13 protein-coding genes are annotated in these 15,374 nt (G+C 45.9%); 1 reads left to right on the forward strand and 12 read right to left on the reverse strand.

Going from position 1 to position 15,374, the window contains the following annotated elements:
- The first annotated feature begins 45 nt into the window (after positions 1-45).
- Positions 46-591 (forward strand): hypothetical protein, encoded by a 546-nt coding sequence (locus E4N69_RS05005; protein WP_253824696.1) that lies wholly within the window; start codon positions 46-48, stop codon positions 589-591.
- On the opposite strand, the gene E4N69_RS05010 is transcribed toward E4N69_RS05005, so the two are convergent.
- The 12 genes from E4N69_RS05010 to E4N69_RS05065 form a co-directional block, all read right to left on the reverse strand.
- On the reverse strand, positions 572-982 hold the full coding sequence (locus tag E4N69_RS05010; RefSeq protein ID WP_162663309.1) for a YbaN family protein: 411 nt from the start codon (positions 980-982) through the stop codon (positions 572-574). The genes E4N69_RS05005 and E4N69_RS05010 overlap by 20 nt on opposite strands.
- Positions 983-991: 9 nt before the next feature.
- Positions 992-1,723, reverse strand: a complete 732-nt coding sequence (gene lptB / locus E4N69_RS05015) for an LPS export ABC transporter ATP-binding protein (RefSeq protein WP_203232462.1) — start codon at positions 1,721-1,723, stop codon at positions 992-994.
- A 176-nt stretch (positions 1,724-1,899) separates the two neighbouring features.
- Complete coding sequence (locus E4N69_RS05020) at positions 1,900-2,646, reverse strand: LptA/OstA family protein (protein WP_253715473.1); 747 nt, start codon at positions 2,644-2,646, stop codon at positions 1,900-1,902.
- 9 nt (positions 2,647-2,655) lie between these two features.
- Entirely contained in the window at positions 2,656-5,274 is a 2,619-nt protein-coding gene (locus tag E4N69_RS05025; RefSeq protein WP_253824697.1) for a heavy metal translocating P-type ATPase, read from the reverse strand.
- Positions 5,275-5,472: 198 nt separating this feature from the next.
- Positions 5,473-8,502: a putative selenate reductase subunit YgfK gene (gene ygfK / locus E4N69_RS05030; RefSeq protein ID WP_253824698.1), complete on the reverse strand. Its 3,030-nt coding sequence runs from the start codon at positions 8,500-8,502 to the stop codon at positions 5,473-5,475.
- A 104-nt stretch (positions 8,503-8,606) separates the two neighbouring features.
- Positions 8,607-8,786 (reverse strand): hypothetical protein, encoded by a 180-nt coding sequence (locus tag E4N69_RS05035; protein ID WP_253824699.1) that lies wholly within the window; start codon positions 8,784-8,786, stop codon positions 8,607-8,609.
- Complete coding sequence (locus E4N69_RS05040) at positions 8,776-10,071, reverse strand: cytosine permease (protein WP_253824700.1); 1,296 nt, start codon at positions 10,069-10,071, stop codon at positions 8,776-8,778. The genes E4N69_RS05035 and E4N69_RS05040 overlap by 11 nt, the downstream gene beginning before the upstream one ends.
- Positions 10,072-10,104: 33 nt before the next feature.
- Entirely contained in the window at positions 10,105-11,430 is a 1,326-nt protein-coding gene (gene ssnA, locus E4N69_RS05045) for a putative aminohydrolase SsnA (protein WP_253824701.1), read from the reverse strand.
- A 187-nt stretch (positions 11,431-11,617) separates the two neighbouring features.
- Positions 11,618-12,352, reverse strand: coding sequence for an alpha/beta hydrolase-fold protein (locus E4N69_RS05050; protein WP_253824702.1), 735 nt, complete (start codon positions 12,350-12,352; stop codon positions 11,618-11,620).
- Positions 12,315-13,256: an ABC transporter substrate-binding protein gene (locus E4N69_RS05055; RefSeq protein WP_253715478.1), complete on the reverse strand. Its 942-nt coding sequence runs from the start codon at positions 13,254-13,256 to the stop codon at positions 12,315-12,317. The genes E4N69_RS05050 and E4N69_RS05055 overlap by 38 nt, the downstream gene beginning before the upstream one ends.
- 105 nt (positions 13,257-13,361) lie before the next feature.
- Positions 13,362-14,126 carry an ABC transporter ATP-binding protein gene (locus tag E4N69_RS05060; protein WP_006189453.1) on the reverse strand — a complete coding sequence of 255 codons (765 nt, stop codon included), beginning with the start codon at positions 14,124-14,126 and terminating at the stop codon, positions 13,362-13,364.
- A 1-nt stretch (position 14,127) separates the two neighbouring features.
- Complete coding sequence (locus tag E4N69_RS05065) at positions 14,128-15,171, reverse strand: FecCD family ABC transporter permease (RefSeq protein ID WP_253824703.1); 1,044 nt, start codon at positions 15,169-15,171, stop codon at positions 14,128-14,130.
- Positions 15,172-15,374 lie beyond the last annotated feature (203 nt).

Genomic DNA, 15,374 nt, shown 5'->3' on the forward strand with positions numbered 1-15,374 from the left:
TAACCGTACCTTGACATTTTTTATGTCATTATTATGATACAACACATGAAAATTTTATTAACTTTTTTTTATTTGAGTGCCGCTGCTCTTGTATTCAGCGCTGAAAGTACTGTGTTATATCGTCAAATAGTCAATGTTAAGGCTCTTTCCAATGGAGCAGAAAAAACGATTTACAGTACTATAGACAAAGAATCAGTTGAAAATAAAGTAATGCTGATCGTAACGGCACTCCCATCGGGAGATATTGAAATACGGTCGGATAAATTCAAACTGGGAAGGATGCCCTTCTCTTCATCTTTTCAATTTATTATTCCTCAAGAGGAAATAATACAAAATACAGTCGGCGGATATATTATTGACGGTCTTACCGGAATCTATAAGGTCGCGATGTCAAAGCCGCAGGCTGTATTGACGGGTACGCTCAGCCCTTTTACCTGTGACCTTACCTTAGCAGTAGACGGTATGGGGAAGAAACTTACCATGCAGCTTTATTCCGTAAAAGTTCAAGCGTCTAATTCTAATAATGAAGAAACCGAACTTCCAGTGAATGAGAGGGAAGACTCGTCCGGTTCTACCGATCAGAATCAATAACAATCGCTTCCTGCACCTTTTCTTTTGTCGGGTCGGGGGCGGTTTTTATCTTAAAGATAAATACATAATATTTTATGCATATCAGCAATATGATGATAATACGGGCATAGATATTCTTTGAAAAATAAAACCCGGCAATCAACATTGAAGAAGCGAACCCTAAAATAACTATTTTACTTTTGAGCGTCATTGTACGGGTTTCATTAAACTTTTTAACATGCTTTTGATACAGCTTCGTAGAAAGGAGCCATCTATGCATACGATCTGAACCTTTTGCAAAACAAAACAATGCGGCAAGCACGAAAGGGGTGGTTGGCAAAATAGGCAAAGCCACACCAAGTACGCCAAGCCCTAAAAAAAGGCATCCTGCTACAAGCCAAATATATTTCATAATATTTCCCTACATTCTAAATTCTTCACCGAGATAAACCTTCCGCGCAATCTCGGAGTCCAATATCTTCTGACGCGGCCCTTGTTCCACGATTTCACCTTTATTGATGATATAGGCACGATCGGTAATTTCCAAGGTATCGCGGACATTGTGATCGGTAATAAGCACTCCGATATTTTGGCGGGCAAGTAATCGAATAATCAGCTTAATATCGTGTACAGCGATCGGATCAATACCGGCAAAGGGTTCGTCGAGTAATAAAAACTTAGGTTCGATAGCCAGTGCCCGTGCAATTTCAGTACGCCTGCGCTCTCCACCCGACAAAGTATAGGCAGGTTGTTTTCGATTGGCGGTTATACCGAATTCTTCCAGTAGCGCATCCAGTTTTGCCTTTCGTTCTGCACGGCTTAAGTCTTTTCGTGTTTCCAAAATAGCATCGATATTTTGCTCGACGGAGAGTTTACGGAATACGGAAGCCTCCTGCGGCAAATAGGATATACCGATGCGAGCGCGCTTATACATCGGAAGATCGGTTATACGGTGATCGTCAAGGTAGATACTACCGGAGTTTGGCGTATAGAAGCCGACAATCATGTAAAAGCTCGTCGTTTTCCCCGCACCGTTTGGTCCGAGCAGTCCGACGACTTCTCCCTGTGCCATAGAAAAACTGACATCACGGACAGCTTGTTTTTTATGGAACGATTTATTCAAGCCTTCCACACGTAATATGCTTTTAGACATATAAGCATCTATAGAATACCGAGAGGCATACAAGAAATCGCTTCGTGCCGGCTTATCATTACTCTCGGCATCTTGAAGCGGTTCGGCGTTAAGCAATGCCATTTCCGTATTTTGTTCGGAATGCTCAATATCATGCTGCAGTACATCTTCTTGGAGCAAATCGTTAAGGTCGTCACTCATGGTGTTTTTGTTTCTTCCTTTGACGAAATCGCTCCCTTTGGGGGAGTTTCCGTTTTTGTTGTTTCTTCTTCTTTTTCTTCGGTAACCGAGCCGCTCACCTTTCCTTCAAGTTTAATATCCTCGGTATCAAGATTGACTGAAATTCGAGCAGCCTTAAATTCATCTTTTCCTTTCTTAACCGTAGGCTTCCCCGTTAATTCAAGCATAGAAGTATTCCGGTTATACACGGCAAAAAGCGAATCACAAGCAATACCCTTGCTCTTTAATTTTACAGCCATTTGCAAAAGAATAATTTCATTCTTTTGATTATACTCAATACGTTCGGCGGATGTTTCCACCTTATTTTTGGTATCCTCAACCTTCGCTTGCCCCATGAACTCAGCAACTTCCGTTTCGCGGTCATAAGATAACGAGGCAGCGGAAAACGTAAATCCTTTTTCGGCATCCTCACCCGTTACATTCCCGCTCGCTTTAATATATCGGTAATCTTTACCATACAATTCGATACGTTCCCCATAAATATTGAGGGAATCAACGCTTACCTTTGCGTTACCGGTTAGTGAGGTCGAAGTTTGTCCCTTTCCACCAGAGCCTTGCAGCTTATCGGCAGAAAAAGTAATTTTTACCGGTGCCGCCGGTACAAGCGGAGCAAGCACGAGAAAAGAGACAAGAATGCAAAGCGAATGCCGAAATCTACACATAATGAATAGATGAGAGAGGATATACGCCGTAGGTAATCTCATCCGATTTCTTTAGTGTGAGCCGGTTACCGAATAGCCTGCATCGGTTACGGCAGCTTTGAGCGCATCGATTGTTACGGAATCGGGATAGGTAACGGAGGCGGTTTTTGCACCCAAATCGACTTTTGCCGATACCCCTTCGATAGCGTTCAACGCTTTTTCAACCCGAGCGGAACAATGCCCGCAGGACATTCCTTCAACAGTCAACGTGATATTTTTCATATCAATATTCTCCTTATGCGTTATATTTTCCGGTTTTGTATCATCATGCTTTTTACCGGTAGGAACAGCACCGCAGTATTGCATATTATGAGCCTCCTGCGCAATGCGTTTCGGACGGAATCTGTTCAACCGTAATGCGTTGCTAACAACCGACACCGAGCTGAAGCTCATTGCAGCGGCGGCAAACATGGGACTGAGCCTGAGTCCGAATACGGTATAAAAGAGACCTGCCGCAAGCGGGATACATAACGAATTATAAAAAAGCGCCCAGAACAGATTTTGTTTAATGGTACGCATAACAGCCTTACTAAGCTGAATTGCAGTGACTGCCGTTTCAAGACTATTGTTCATCAGAACTATATCGGCGCTTTCTATAGCGATATCCGTGCCGCCGCCGATCGCAATACCGACATCTGCGGCAGTCAGTGCAGGAGCATCGTTAATGCCGTCACCGATAAAAGCCGGCGAAAACCCTTTCGAGCGATAGTATTCGACTTTTGCTTTTTTATCCTGCGGCAACAATTCCGCTACGACATCTCCGATACCGACAATTTTTTGGATAGCCTCTGCCGTCCGTTGATTATCTCCGGTAAGCATAACCGTATGGATGCCCATTTCATGGAAATCGCGAATGGCTCGAATGCTGCCTTCCTTTACCGGATCGGCGACGGCAATAAGCCCGACACATTCATCCCCTATTATAACCAACAACGGAGAAGCGCCTTTTTCGGCAGCTTCCGCAAGCCGCGTATGGATCGCTTCCGATATGGGAATAGCCAATTCCTTGCAGAGTTTCGTATTTCCGGCGCCGATTCTTACATTTTCGATTAACGAGATTCCGTTAAGCTCATCGACTGTAGCCGTTCCGCAGATTCCCTTTCCATGTATCGCCATAAAATCACTCACTTTAAACGGCGATAGTTTTTTTTCTTCTGCTGCCCGGATGATTGCATGGGCAAGCGGGTGTTCGGATAAATGTTCAAGGCTGTAGGCAACCCACAGGATATCATTGTCGGTGTAGCGTTCGGAAAATACTTCAATGCGCTGCAACGTCGGTTTTCCTTCCGTAATAGTCCCTGTCTTATCGAGCAAAACAGCGGTAATGCGGTGAGCGAGTTCGAGTCCTTCCGCGGAACGGATGAGGATACCAAGCTGAGCACCCTTGCCGGTACCGGCCATAATCGCAGTCGGCGTCGCAAGGCCAAGCGCACAGGGACAGGAAATAACCAACACGGAAATAGCGGTCGAAAGTGCAAACTCAAAAGTCGCCCCTGCGATAAGCCAAGAGATAAAGGCAACAAGCGAGATCAGCATGACAATCGGCACAAAATAGCCGCTGATAACATCAGCCAGTTTTGCAACCGGAGCCTTTGATGAGGATGCTTCTTCGACGAGCGCAATAATCCGCGCCAATGTCGTGTCATTCCCTACTTTGTCCGCCCGGAAAGTAAAGCTGCCCGATAAATTATGCGAGGCGCTAATCACCGAATCTCCAACAGTCTTTTCGACCGGGATGCTTTCTCCGGTAATGGCCGATTCGTCAAGTGATGTGCTTCCTTCTATTATGGTACCGTCAACGGGTAAGGTTTGCCCCGGGCGGATAACGATGGCATCGCCAATCACAATATTTTCGACGGGAATTTCAATTTCCGTACCATTCCGTAATACATGAGCTGTCTGCGGTCGGAGCTGTATCAATTTTTGTAATGCCTCTGAAGTCTTCTTTTTTGCCCGTGCCTCCAAAAATTTTCCCAAGGAAATCAGCGTTAAAATCATTGCTGAAGATTCAAAATAGAGATCCTTCATATAGAGCTGCACGACATCTAATTGACCGTGCCCTAGGCCGTATCCGATCCGGTACAGCGCAAAAACTCCGTAGATCACTGCGGCGCCGGAACCGACAGCGATAAGACTGTTCATATTCGGTGCGCGGTGATATAAGCTCGTAAGTCCGTTAGTAAAAAAACGGCGGTTCAGTATGAGAACCGGCAGCGTGAGCAGAAATTGCGTAAAGACAAAGATGAGAGCATTCTCGGCTCCTGCAAAAAAGGGGGGAAGCGGCAACTTGAGCATCCGTCCCATTGACACATACATCAACGGAATCAGAAAGAAAAGGGAGAAGATGAATTGTTTTTTTTCAGCATCGGCGATTTCAGAATCAGTCTTTTGAACAGACGGTCGCACCGGATTTTCTTCAGACAGCGGAAATGCTCCGTAACCGATTTTTTCTATCGTTTGTATGATGGTATCGGTATTAAGGGTATCGGGATTATAGGTGACGGTCATCCGATTTGTTAAGAGATTGACCTGCACCGTCTCTACACCGGCAAGATGACTTACCGCTTTTTCTACATTTGCGGAGCAGGCGGCACAGCTCATACCGGTAACGGTAAAATAGCGCGTTTGCATATCGTTAGTATAGTAGAATACGGAACTAAAGGCAAGCAAAACGCATTGTTAAGGAATGTGAGAAAAGATACAGTCACTGTTTTGCCGAAGACGAGGCAACCGCATCTTTCGATACGGTTGCCTTTTAATTTTTCTCACCTCGTTAGCAGCTGTGCTGATGAGGCATTTCTAAAAATTAACCACGTTTTTGAAAATACTCTACAGTAAATACGCGTACTGCGTCTTTACCGCATTGATAATCTGCAAGAGCTCTTTGGGAAGAGCGGTTTCCGTTGCAAGCGTGATGTCGCGGACTTCTCCGGAGAGCCGCACCCTGCATCGGCTGCGTGCATCATCAAGATAGAGGAAGCCTTCATTTGTGCTGTCGAGGAAGTCTTTTTCCGAGTGGAACAGCGTGAATTTATCCTTGTACGGAGCGCTCTCGTAGGGGCAGAATGTCGCGCAGTTGCCGCACTCGTTACACATACCGTCCACGTGAACAATCTGCTTCATACGCATACCGGGTACGGTGAGCGCAAGGTTCGCGCGGTTCGGACACACATCGACGCAGGATTCGCAGACAGTCGAGCATTCCAAACAGCGGATGCTTTCTTTTGCAACGCCGTCGGAGGCGGCAAGGTTCATCGGCATTAAAATTGCCCGCTTTGAGTACGCCGATGCGGTAACAGGGTTGTAGTTCAGCGTTGTAAACTGCGCCGTCCACGCCTGCGCCTTTACCGACTCGATAATTGCCCTCGCCGCTTTGGTTGCATTGGCAATAGCTTGTACAACCGTGGCAGGCCCCGCAGCACAATCCCCGATGACATATACATTTTTCACATTCGTTTCAAACGTAGCGGGATTGTATTGCGCTCTTCCTTTTCCGTCCAGCGCAATGCCGGATTCTGCAAAGAGATCGGTGTCGATTTTTTCACCGATAGATGCGATTACGGTGTCGGCGGGGATGTCTATGAACTCACCCGACGGTACCGGTTTTTGCCGGCCGTCTGCGCCCCGTTCACCGAGCTTCATCTTTTCGCAACGCAAAATTCCGTTTTCATACGAAACCGGCGCAAGCAGTTCTTTAAATTCAACCCCGTCTTCCAAGGCAAGTTCCAATTCTTCCGCATCGGCGGGCATAAACTGCTTGGTTCTGCGGTATACGATAAAGGAATGTTCAACCCCCTTCGTACGCTTTGCAACGCGGGCTGCATCCATCGCGGTGTTTCCCGCACCGAGGATCACGACGTTTTTCCCCAGCTTAAGCGTTTCGGGCGCTTGCTTCGCCTGTTCAAGGAATTCGATAACGTTTGCTGCCGCGCCTTTTTCCAAAGCCAGCGCACTCTGCTTCCACGCGCCGATAGCAAACACAACATGGGTAAAGCCCTGTTTTTTGAGCGCTTCAACGGAACGCTGTTCGCTGTTATACACGAAGGAGGCGCCGAAGGAAGATGCAAGCTCAACATCCTGCCCAATCGAGGCGGCAGGGATTCTGAACTCAGGGATGACGTACTGCACGATACCGCCGGCGCGCGCTTTCTTTTCAAACACGGTAACATCCGCTCCGTCGCGAGTTAAGAAATAGGCGGCTGCAAGACCGGCAGGGCCGGCTCCGATAACGGCAACCTTCGCTCCGTTTTTCTGCGCCGGTTTTTGCGCCTTTATGTTTTGTTTCAAAGTTTCGATGGCATGGCGCGCCGCTTCGAGTTTAACGGCACGGATATGCACATGATCTTCATAGAAATTGCGCGTACAGCCGGTCATACAGCGGTGATTACAGATCGTACCGGTGATAAACGGCAGCGGGTTTTTATCGGTGATAACACGGAGCGCTTCTTCGTATTTTTGCTCGCCGGTCAGTCTGATATAGGCGGGGATATCCTGATTGATGGGACAGCCGGAAATACAGGGAGCTGCAAAGCAGTCGGCAAGCGGCACCTTTGCAGGAATCTTGAGGAACGCTTCAGGCTTAACCGATTTGCGATGACGCGGGTTTTCAACAACGGCATTTGAAAGGCGGCGCAGTTTTTCCACGTTGATGGAAAAATCCTTGTGAAACGGCTTTGCTGTCAACTCGCCAACCAGCTGCTGGCAACGGGCATATCCGCCCGGCTTCAAAATCGTTGTTGCAATCGTAATGGGGCAAATTCCCGTTTCGTAAATATCGGTAATGTTAAAGTAATCCGCGCCGCCCGAATAAGAAATACGGAGCTTTCCGTTAAAGACTTCCGAGAGCTTCAGCGCAACGGCGATAGACAGCGGAAACAGCGACCGCCCCGACATATACATTTCCTGTCCGGGCAATTCCCCGCGGGCAATGTCTACGGGGAAGGTGTTGGTAATCTTAACCCCGAACATCAGTCCGCGCTTATCAGACTCCTGCAGCAAACGCTCAAGCATGGGTACCGCATCGCTGAACTGTAAATCGTCTTTAAAATGATGATCGTCAAACTGAACGTACTCATAGCCCATCTTGTTCATACGGTCGCGGGCAAACTCGTAGCCGAGCAGCGTGGGGTTACACTTGATATAGGTATGGAGGTGTTTTTCCGTGATGAGGTACATCGCGATGCGTTCGATTTCGGCAGGCGGACAGCCGTGCAAGGTAGAAAGCGTAATCGATGTACACACCTGCGTCGGCAACCCGCGGAGGAAGGCTTCCGACACGGACGGGAACAAATCGGTATGGCTTAAAAGGTAGTCGGTACATTCCTTCCACACCGGCGTATTCGATGCATTCCGCATTCCTTCGATAAAGGCGTCAACTTTCGGGGTCTTAATCCCTTCAAGATCGTAGCCGACGCTCATGTTAAAGATAAAACCGTCGGGACTGCCGAGACCGTATTCCTGCGAAATCACTTTAAGCGCAAACCACGCCTTTACATACTCGTCAAAAGCCTGCGGTACGCGCAGCTCAGTAGACCATTCGACATTGTAACATTCGTCCGCCGCATTGATACACGGCTTTGCAACCGGCAGGTCTTCTCCGTCTAACTTTTGCACAGTCTTTAGCTCGAAGAACCGGCAGCCCGCAGCATACGCAGCCACGATATTTTGCGCCAACTGTGTGTGCGGCCCCGCAGCCGGCCCGAGCGGATTTTCAAACCGCTGCCCGAACAGCTCCAAATAGCGTTTGGAATCGGCGCGGTACAGTTTTTTAACGCCGAAAATCGTCCCCTCAGTTTGATATTCCGTTCTAATCCATTCCATCAAATTCTTGAATGGTATCGGGTTCATTCTATCACTCATACTCTATTTTCTCCCTTATTTTCAAAATATCGATTTGCATACTCTTTCGATATCTTTGAACATCTGCTCTAATAAAAGTATCAATTAATTAAACATGATTCTCCTTATGGACGCCAATAAGTAAATCCCCATGTTGTTATAATAATACTAAGGATTAATATTACATTTCCAGCCGTAACCATAGCAGGAGTATTACCGAGACAAGCCAAAAAAGAAGCAACACCCATCAGAATAATTCCGATCCATGCTAAAATCTTATAGACTGTAATATTTTTATCGTTCATGAATATCCCCCCTATCCATATCATTTAAAACCGTATAAGTATGCACCTTAAATATTTTCATCAAACAAAAATAGATAGCACCTCCGCAGATAATGCCGTTGATTGGCATATAGCCGAAAGGTATGAAGCGAGCAGCAACAGCTGCACATATCCATGAAATCCATGCAATGATATTCCAATCTTTTAACGTTTCCATAGAAATATCATTATATTTTCGTTTATTAAGGATATAGTAATCAACACACATAATCCCGGGTAAAGGCGGGATAACCGTACCTAAGAAATTTAAAAATACGAAAAAAGCGCCGATCTCATGCGGTTTTATCAAAGTTAATACCATGGAAAAGATAAGAACAAAGGCTGTGGCCTTCTTACTGCTTGTATGAAAAGTATGGGCAAGATTTATTCCGGTCGAAAATAAATTACCACCGTTCGTTGTCCATATATTCGTTGTCATTAGAATAATGCTCGGCACCACAAGCCCCATCGTTAATAGTACGTTCGGCAAATCACTATCATTATAGGCATACGCACCTAATGCTCCGCAGATTATTAATAAACTGTTACCGACTACAAGCCCCAAAACCGAGCTTAAGACGGCCTCCCGTATATTACGGGCATAACGCATAAAATCTGCAATACAAGTTGAAGCTGAAAATATCCATGTTCCGACCGTTATCGTTACGGCTGCACTAAAACTGATAGGCTTCTTCGGTACAATCGCCATTACGGCCTGTAACCCACCTGCATACATAACCGCCTTCGTCGCAGTCCCGATAGACAAAAATATAATTGCAGGGATAGCAACAAAGCCTAAAATTGTCAGTGCTTCAAAGCCTAATAATGCGAATATACCCATTACAAGAGCCGACAACATCATCAATATATGTTCCCAAATAGTTTCCTGTACACCGAAAATAAGGGCGATTAGATGACCATATATTGCGGATTGAATAGTATACCATCCCAGATTTATTACAGGAACAAAAAGAGCGGCTAACCGCGAACCTTTTTTTCCGAAACTGAATTGGCTCATTAATGCAAAACTCAGTCCCGTATGTGCGGCTATAATACTGATAAGTATCGCAACGATACTTAATATAATGTTACCAAAGAAAGTTACCCAAAGAATATCTTTAAACGGTAAGCCGGCAGCCATGCCTCCTCCGGCCATCATGCTTATCACAACAAATATAAAACCTGTCCATACCATTGTGATAGACCAAAAACTTTTTCGCCCTGATTGGGGAATAGCGGAAAGGCCATCTACATATTTTTCACTCATATATTACCTCCTTTAACAAGTTTTATTCTTTACCTACAACCTCTTCCACAGGGCGGCGCTGACTTCCCGCGCTTTGGCAAAGACGGCTTCTTCGTCGGCGACGGTAACAACGCGATCCTTCATCAGCACCTTGCCTGCCGCGATGGTCGTTACCACGTTACGGCCATTCATACCGAACAGAATGTGGCCGTTCGCGTTACCGGCATGGAGAGGTGTCAGCGGATTATAGTCGGTAACGATTACGTCAGCATTTGCGCCCGCTTTCAGAACGCCGAGTTCACCGTCAAAATACCGCGCGGCAATCTTTGCGTTATTGGTAAACAGCATTTCGGGGATTTCCGTCCATGCGGCGGTGGCATCGCAGGTGTTGTGCTTGTGCAGGATATTTGCAACCTTGTACGATTCAAGCATATCGCTCGTATATCCGTCCGTACCGAGCCCGATCAAAATGCCGCGCTTAAAGATTTCCAACACCGGCGGACAGCCGACCGCATTACCCATATTCGATTCGGGGTTATGCACGACCATCGTATCGGTTTCTTTCAATAAATCCATTTCCAAAGGATTGATGTGGATACAGTGCACGGCAAAGGTGTGTTTACCGAGAATGTCAAAATCGTAGAGGCGCTGTACAACCCGCTTCCCGTGTTTCTGCACCGAATCGAACACATCGGACATACCCTCCGCAACATGGATATGGTATCCTGCGCCCGCCGGAAGCTGAGAAGCGCAGTATTCGAGTGTTTTATCCGACAGTGTGAATGCGGCATGGAGCCCCATCATCGCCGCCTGCTTGGGATTTTTCTTCTTTTGACAAGCGCGGATAAATTCGGCATTTTCTGCAACCGCTTTTTTCATCTCAGCCTCGCCGTTCCGGTCCGAAACTTCATAGCAAAGGTTCACCCGCAACCCGAGTTCTTCGGCAACATCCGCAAGGGTAAAAAGGCTTCCCGTTGTTTCGCCGTAGCTTGCATGATGGTCAAAAACCGTCGTTACGCCGTTTTTAATACAGTCGATCAGCGTCGTATAAGCGCTGTATTTCGTATCCTCTAAAAGGAGGTTATTATCAAGATGCCACCACAGCCCTTCCAAAATGTCCAAGAAATTCTGCGGATTGTAATTTTTTAACGCAATGCCGCGGGCAAAAGCGCTATAGATATGATGATGCGTGTTAATAAAGGCAGGCATGATGCACCGCTTTTTTGCATCGATATATTCCGCTGCGGGGTACTTTGCCCGCAATTCGGCATCGGTACCGACCTCTTTGATTGAACTTCCCTCAATGCAAACACAGCCGTTTTCGATAAAAGGCTTGTTCGGATCGCGGGTGATAAGCATACCATTTCCAACTAATAACATACAGGTAACCCTCCGTTTTATGTGATTGACACACAGTACTTGGACGCTTGTACTCAAGCACCGATAGAATATACTCTCTTTTCAGTATCCCATAGAATTGGATAAAACGCAAGAAAAAACTAAAAAAAATTTGGAAGGCCTAAAATTTTTTATGATTAACTGATTCTTTGCACGAATCATTATTGTTCTATAGCTGCCAGCATTCGGTAAGCCACTGCTGTACTGCCCTGAAGCGTTCAAACATTTTATCGTGATGCCCGAACGGATCGAACACAACGGTTGTATGTGCTATCTGCATTCTAAGCGCCTGATGTACTTCTGCTGCGTATTTCGGCGTATTCTCTAACCGGTTGCCGTGTTTTCCGCCCTCTCTCTTTCCGTTCAGCAAATAGACAGTGGCATTGCTATGCAAAACTTTGTGTTCACGGCAGTATTCCGGAAATCCGGGATACCAAAACGAACCGCAAAGGGAAAATATATACGGTATATCGGTATATTCGAATAAACTCCACACGGCAGCTAAGCCGCCGAGGGAATAGCCGCCATATGCAAGCCTCGAATCGTCAAGGGGATATTTAGTTTTCAGTTCGGGCAGTAGTGTCTTGAACAATAGATGATGATATTCCGCGCCCTTGCCGCCAAAAGGAGGACAATCGGTGCGGAATGACTCGGCAGCCCATGGTGTATAGTCGTCAAATCGGCTGCGTGCGTGCAGCCCGAACAAAAAAATACTCGGGGCCAGTGATTCCAGATATTCAATCTGTCCGTCGTTGACAAAAACCGCAGGATAACGGTGCTGCAGGTTATATTCTGCAGGTTCCGACACGGTAATGTCTATACCGGACAGACTGATATGGTTCGTTATATCGCGTTTCGTGCTGAAGCTACTTCCGCAGGAAGGCATCAACAGCTTCCAAGGCATTCAGCACAGCCGGACCATAGTCCATCAGCTCATCATAGGAAATCGTCATAATTTTACGCTGAGCAATAGCGGGTACGTCAACTAGTACTACATTTGCCTGCAAAGACGAAACCGCATTTGCATCTAATTTTTTATTCCGGTCGCTCGTTACATAGATGATCAGTTCAGGATTCATAGTTATCAGATTTTCTGTCGTAAGCCCTGACGTACCCGTTGCAATATTGGTATAACCGAGTACATTCAGAAGGCTTTCTTGCAATGCAGATTTATACGCCCCGAACGTTGTGCCATTATATGCACACATAATAAGCGCCTTCTTTAAAGAAGTCCCCTTTGTTGAAATATGTTGCAGCACAGCATTCAAACGCTGTTCGAGTTGCTTTGCATACGCTTCTGCCTTGTCCTGTACATTAAAAATAATGCCGAGATTTCTCACATCTTCGATAATATTTTGAAGGTCTTGCTTGATATTTAAAACCGAAGCTTTTTGTGCATATATCGGGATACCATTTTCATTCCAAAAGCTCACCGTACCCAAAGATTTTTCGGAAAACATCATGTTTCTACCGAGGACTGCATCCGGTTCATACGAAAATACCACTTCCCGGGAAACGGTTTTCTTATTCCCGATATGAGGGATAGAATCGATCGCTTTCTTATACTTACCGGTCACTGCATTATCCGGATCCAGCATACCGATAATACGATCCTGCAAGCCGAGTTCAATCAGCATTTCCGTCATTGAAAGATTATTGGTAATAACCTTTTTAGGCGCTTGCTTAAAGACCTGTGTTATTACTTTGCCATCTTTGTCATAGGTGGTAACGCTGACCGGATATGCCGTTTCCGCACTCACTGCGGCAGCAAGAAAAAGAGCCAATGCAATACTAATACATTGCTTCATTTGAATAACCTCCTGAGAGTTGTGTGACTCTCTAAAAACTGAGATATAGATTTTTAGAGATGCCGATGTCTTTTCTATCTATCAAAGATAGCATAGCCAAAGATATTATAGCGGCCCCCTATAGTGAATCATCGCCTGCGAATCCTCTGTCCAGCTGATATTGCAGCGAACACCGTAGATCGTCAGCATGGATTCTTCGGTAATAGTTGTGCGAGGACTTCCTTCATATAAAATATCCCCGTCTTTCATCAGATACAAATAATCCGAATACCGGCATGCCAACTGTATATCGTGCAGCACAGCCAGTACGTTAATCCGTAAATCTTTTACAATCTGCAATATCTCAAGCTGATATTTTATATCCAAATGGTTGGTCGGTTCATCCAGCAATAAGAGAGAAGGTTGCTGAGCGATTGCACGGGCAAGCACAACCCGCTGTTTTTCTCCCCCTGATAGCGATTGATACGGCTGATCTTTTCGAGTCAACATCCCGACCTTTGCCAGTGCATCCTGTATAATGGTAAAATCCTCTTCCCGTTCGGTTTGCATAAAGCGGATATGAGGTGTCCGCCCCAGCATCACAATATCCTGTACCGAACAGTTGAAATTCAGCGTATTAAATTGTGCGACAACCGCCATTTCCTTTGCCGAATCCTTGAGGCGGACAGCACGGATGTCTTTTCCGTCAAGATACACGGCACCCGAGTCCGGTTTGATAATCCGGTAGATATTTTTTAAGAGCGTCGTCTTACCGCACCCGTTTGGGCCAAGTATCGTATAAAATTTATGCCCGTCCGCATGGAGCGATATGCCTCGTAAAATTTCTTTATGAGCGATACTGCAGTGGACATCCTTGCACATCAAATCCATATTACTGCCCTGCTCCCCGTTGATGCTTTGCAACAATAAAGATAAAAAAGGGAGCTCCAACCAATGCGGTGAATATCCCGATCGGCAATTCCGCATTTTGAATCAATATTCGTGCACATACATCCGCCCAGATAATAAAAAGCGCACCCAAGAGTGCCGCGACGGGAAAGAGTCTACGATGGTTTGCTCCCACAAGTGCACGGGCAATATGCGGGGTAATCAGCCCAACAAAGCCGATGATTCCACAGACAGACACCAATACACCGGTTATTACCGCGATGACTGCCATAAAAAGATACCGATAGAAGTAGAGCGAAATCCCCAACGTTATCGCGACTTCATCGCCCATCATCATTGCATTAAAAACGCGGTACTGTAAGAAGAAAAAAAAATACGAAAGGCTGACTACGAACAGCGGTAACGGGAGTGATGACCATGAAGTACCGGCAAGAGAACCCATTGTCCAAAACTTAACCGTCATAATACTGTCAGAATTTGCCCCAATTGAAATGATAAAATTGGCAAACGCCGTAAACAGGGCATTTACCACGGTACCTGATAAGATGAGACTTGTCGTGGTCATCTTTCGCTGTGATGAAGCGATGATCAGCACCAATATGGTCGCGGCAATCGCGCCGAGAAAGGCTCCAAGCCCTACGGCAGAAATAAAGCCGAGAATGATACTGACAACAGCCCCAAATGTTGCACCGGCAGAAATACCCAAAATGTACGGCTCAGAAATCGGGTTGTTGACCGTTGTCTGCATAACGCATCCACAAACGGCAAGCCCTGTACCGGTAAAAAAACCGAGTAAAACCCGCGGTACACGCATATTCCATACAATCGCAATAGCAGCGTTTGAAATACCAGTCAGTAAATTGGGGACAACTGCTTTTCCCAGCATAATCCGGTATGTATTTGCCAATCCGATTTTAACAGGGCCGAGCGAAACAGCAATAAATATGGAAAAAATCGTTATCGCTATCAGGAATAAAAATAAAACAAGATGTTTTACTGTTTCAACAGAGAATTTTTTTTGCAGCATCAATGTATTCTTCTTGTTTACCTCGGTTTACAAGCTAGTGCTGTTATAGCATATTTTAATACATTCTGCAAGAAGTTTACCTCCCGGCATTCCATGAGACATCATTCGTCGCAAACGCGCCTCTCATCCCATGCTTTTATTATTGCTTATTTTTTGAGTAGCCTTTTTAAAAACTTGAGTTCCATGTTCTACTTACCGCCCCC

The organism is Treponema sp. OMZ 906, from assembly GCF_024181185.1.
In the GTDB taxonomy this organism is placed as follows: Bacteria; Spirochaetota; Spirochaetia; order Treponematales; family Treponemataceae; genus Treponema.

What these genes read in the sequence shown, in the direction of transcription:
- E4N69_RS05040 (WP_253824700.1), bottom strand. Translation starts at nt 10,071, where the DNA reads ATGAGTGAAAAATATGTAGATGGCCTTTCCGCTATTCCCCAATCAGGG.
- lptB (WP_203232462.1), bottom strand. Translation starts at nt 1,723, where the DNA reads ATGTCTAAAAGCATATTACGTGTGGAAGGCTTGAATAAATCGTTCCAT.
- ssnA (WP_253824701.1), bottom strand. Translation starts at nt 11,430, where the DNA reads ATGTTATTAGTTGGAAATGGTATGCTTATCACCCGCGATCCGAACAAG.
- E4N69_RS05010 (WP_162663309.1), bottom strand. Translation starts at nt 982, where the DNA reads ATGAAATATATTTGGCTTGTAGCAGGATGCCTTTTTTTAGGGCTTGGC.
- E4N69_RS05005 (WP_253824696.1), top strand. Translation starts at nt 46, where the DNA reads ATGAAAATTTTATTAACTTTTTTTTATTTGAGTGCCGCTGCTCTTGTA.
- E4N69_RS05050 (WP_253824702.1), bottom strand. Translation starts at nt 12,352, where the DNA reads ATGCCTTGGAAGCTGTTGATGCCTTCCTGCGGAAGTAGCTTCAGCACG.
- E4N69_RS05020 (WP_253715473.1), bottom strand. Translation starts at nt 2,646, where the DNA reads ATGAGATTACCTACGGCGTATATCCTCTCTCATCTATTCATTATGTGT.
- E4N69_RS05060 (WP_006189453.1), bottom strand. Translation starts at nt 14,126, where the DNA reads ATGGATTTGATGTGCAAGGATGTCCACTGCAGTATCGCTCATAAAGAA.
- E4N69_RS05055 (WP_253715478.1), bottom strand. Translation starts at nt 13,256, where the DNA reads ATGAAGCAATGTATTAGTATTGCATTGGCTCTTTTTCTTGCTGCCGCA.
- E4N69_RS05065 (WP_253824703.1), bottom strand. Translation starts at nt 15,171, where the DNA reads ATGCTGCAAAAAAAATTCTCTGTTGAAACAGTAAAACATCTTGTTTTA.
- E4N69_RS05025 (WP_253824697.1), bottom strand. Translation starts at nt 5,274, where the DNA reads ATGCAAACGCGCTATTTTACCGTTACCGGTATGAGCTGTGCCGCCTGC.
- E4N69_RS05035 (WP_253824699.1), bottom strand. Translation starts at nt 8,786, where the DNA reads ATGAACGATAAAAATATTACAGTCTATAAGATTTTAGCATGGATCGGA.
- ygfK (WP_253824698.1), bottom strand. Translation starts at nt 8,502, where the DNA reads ATGAGTGATAGAATGAACCCGATACCATTCAAGAATTTGATGGAATGG.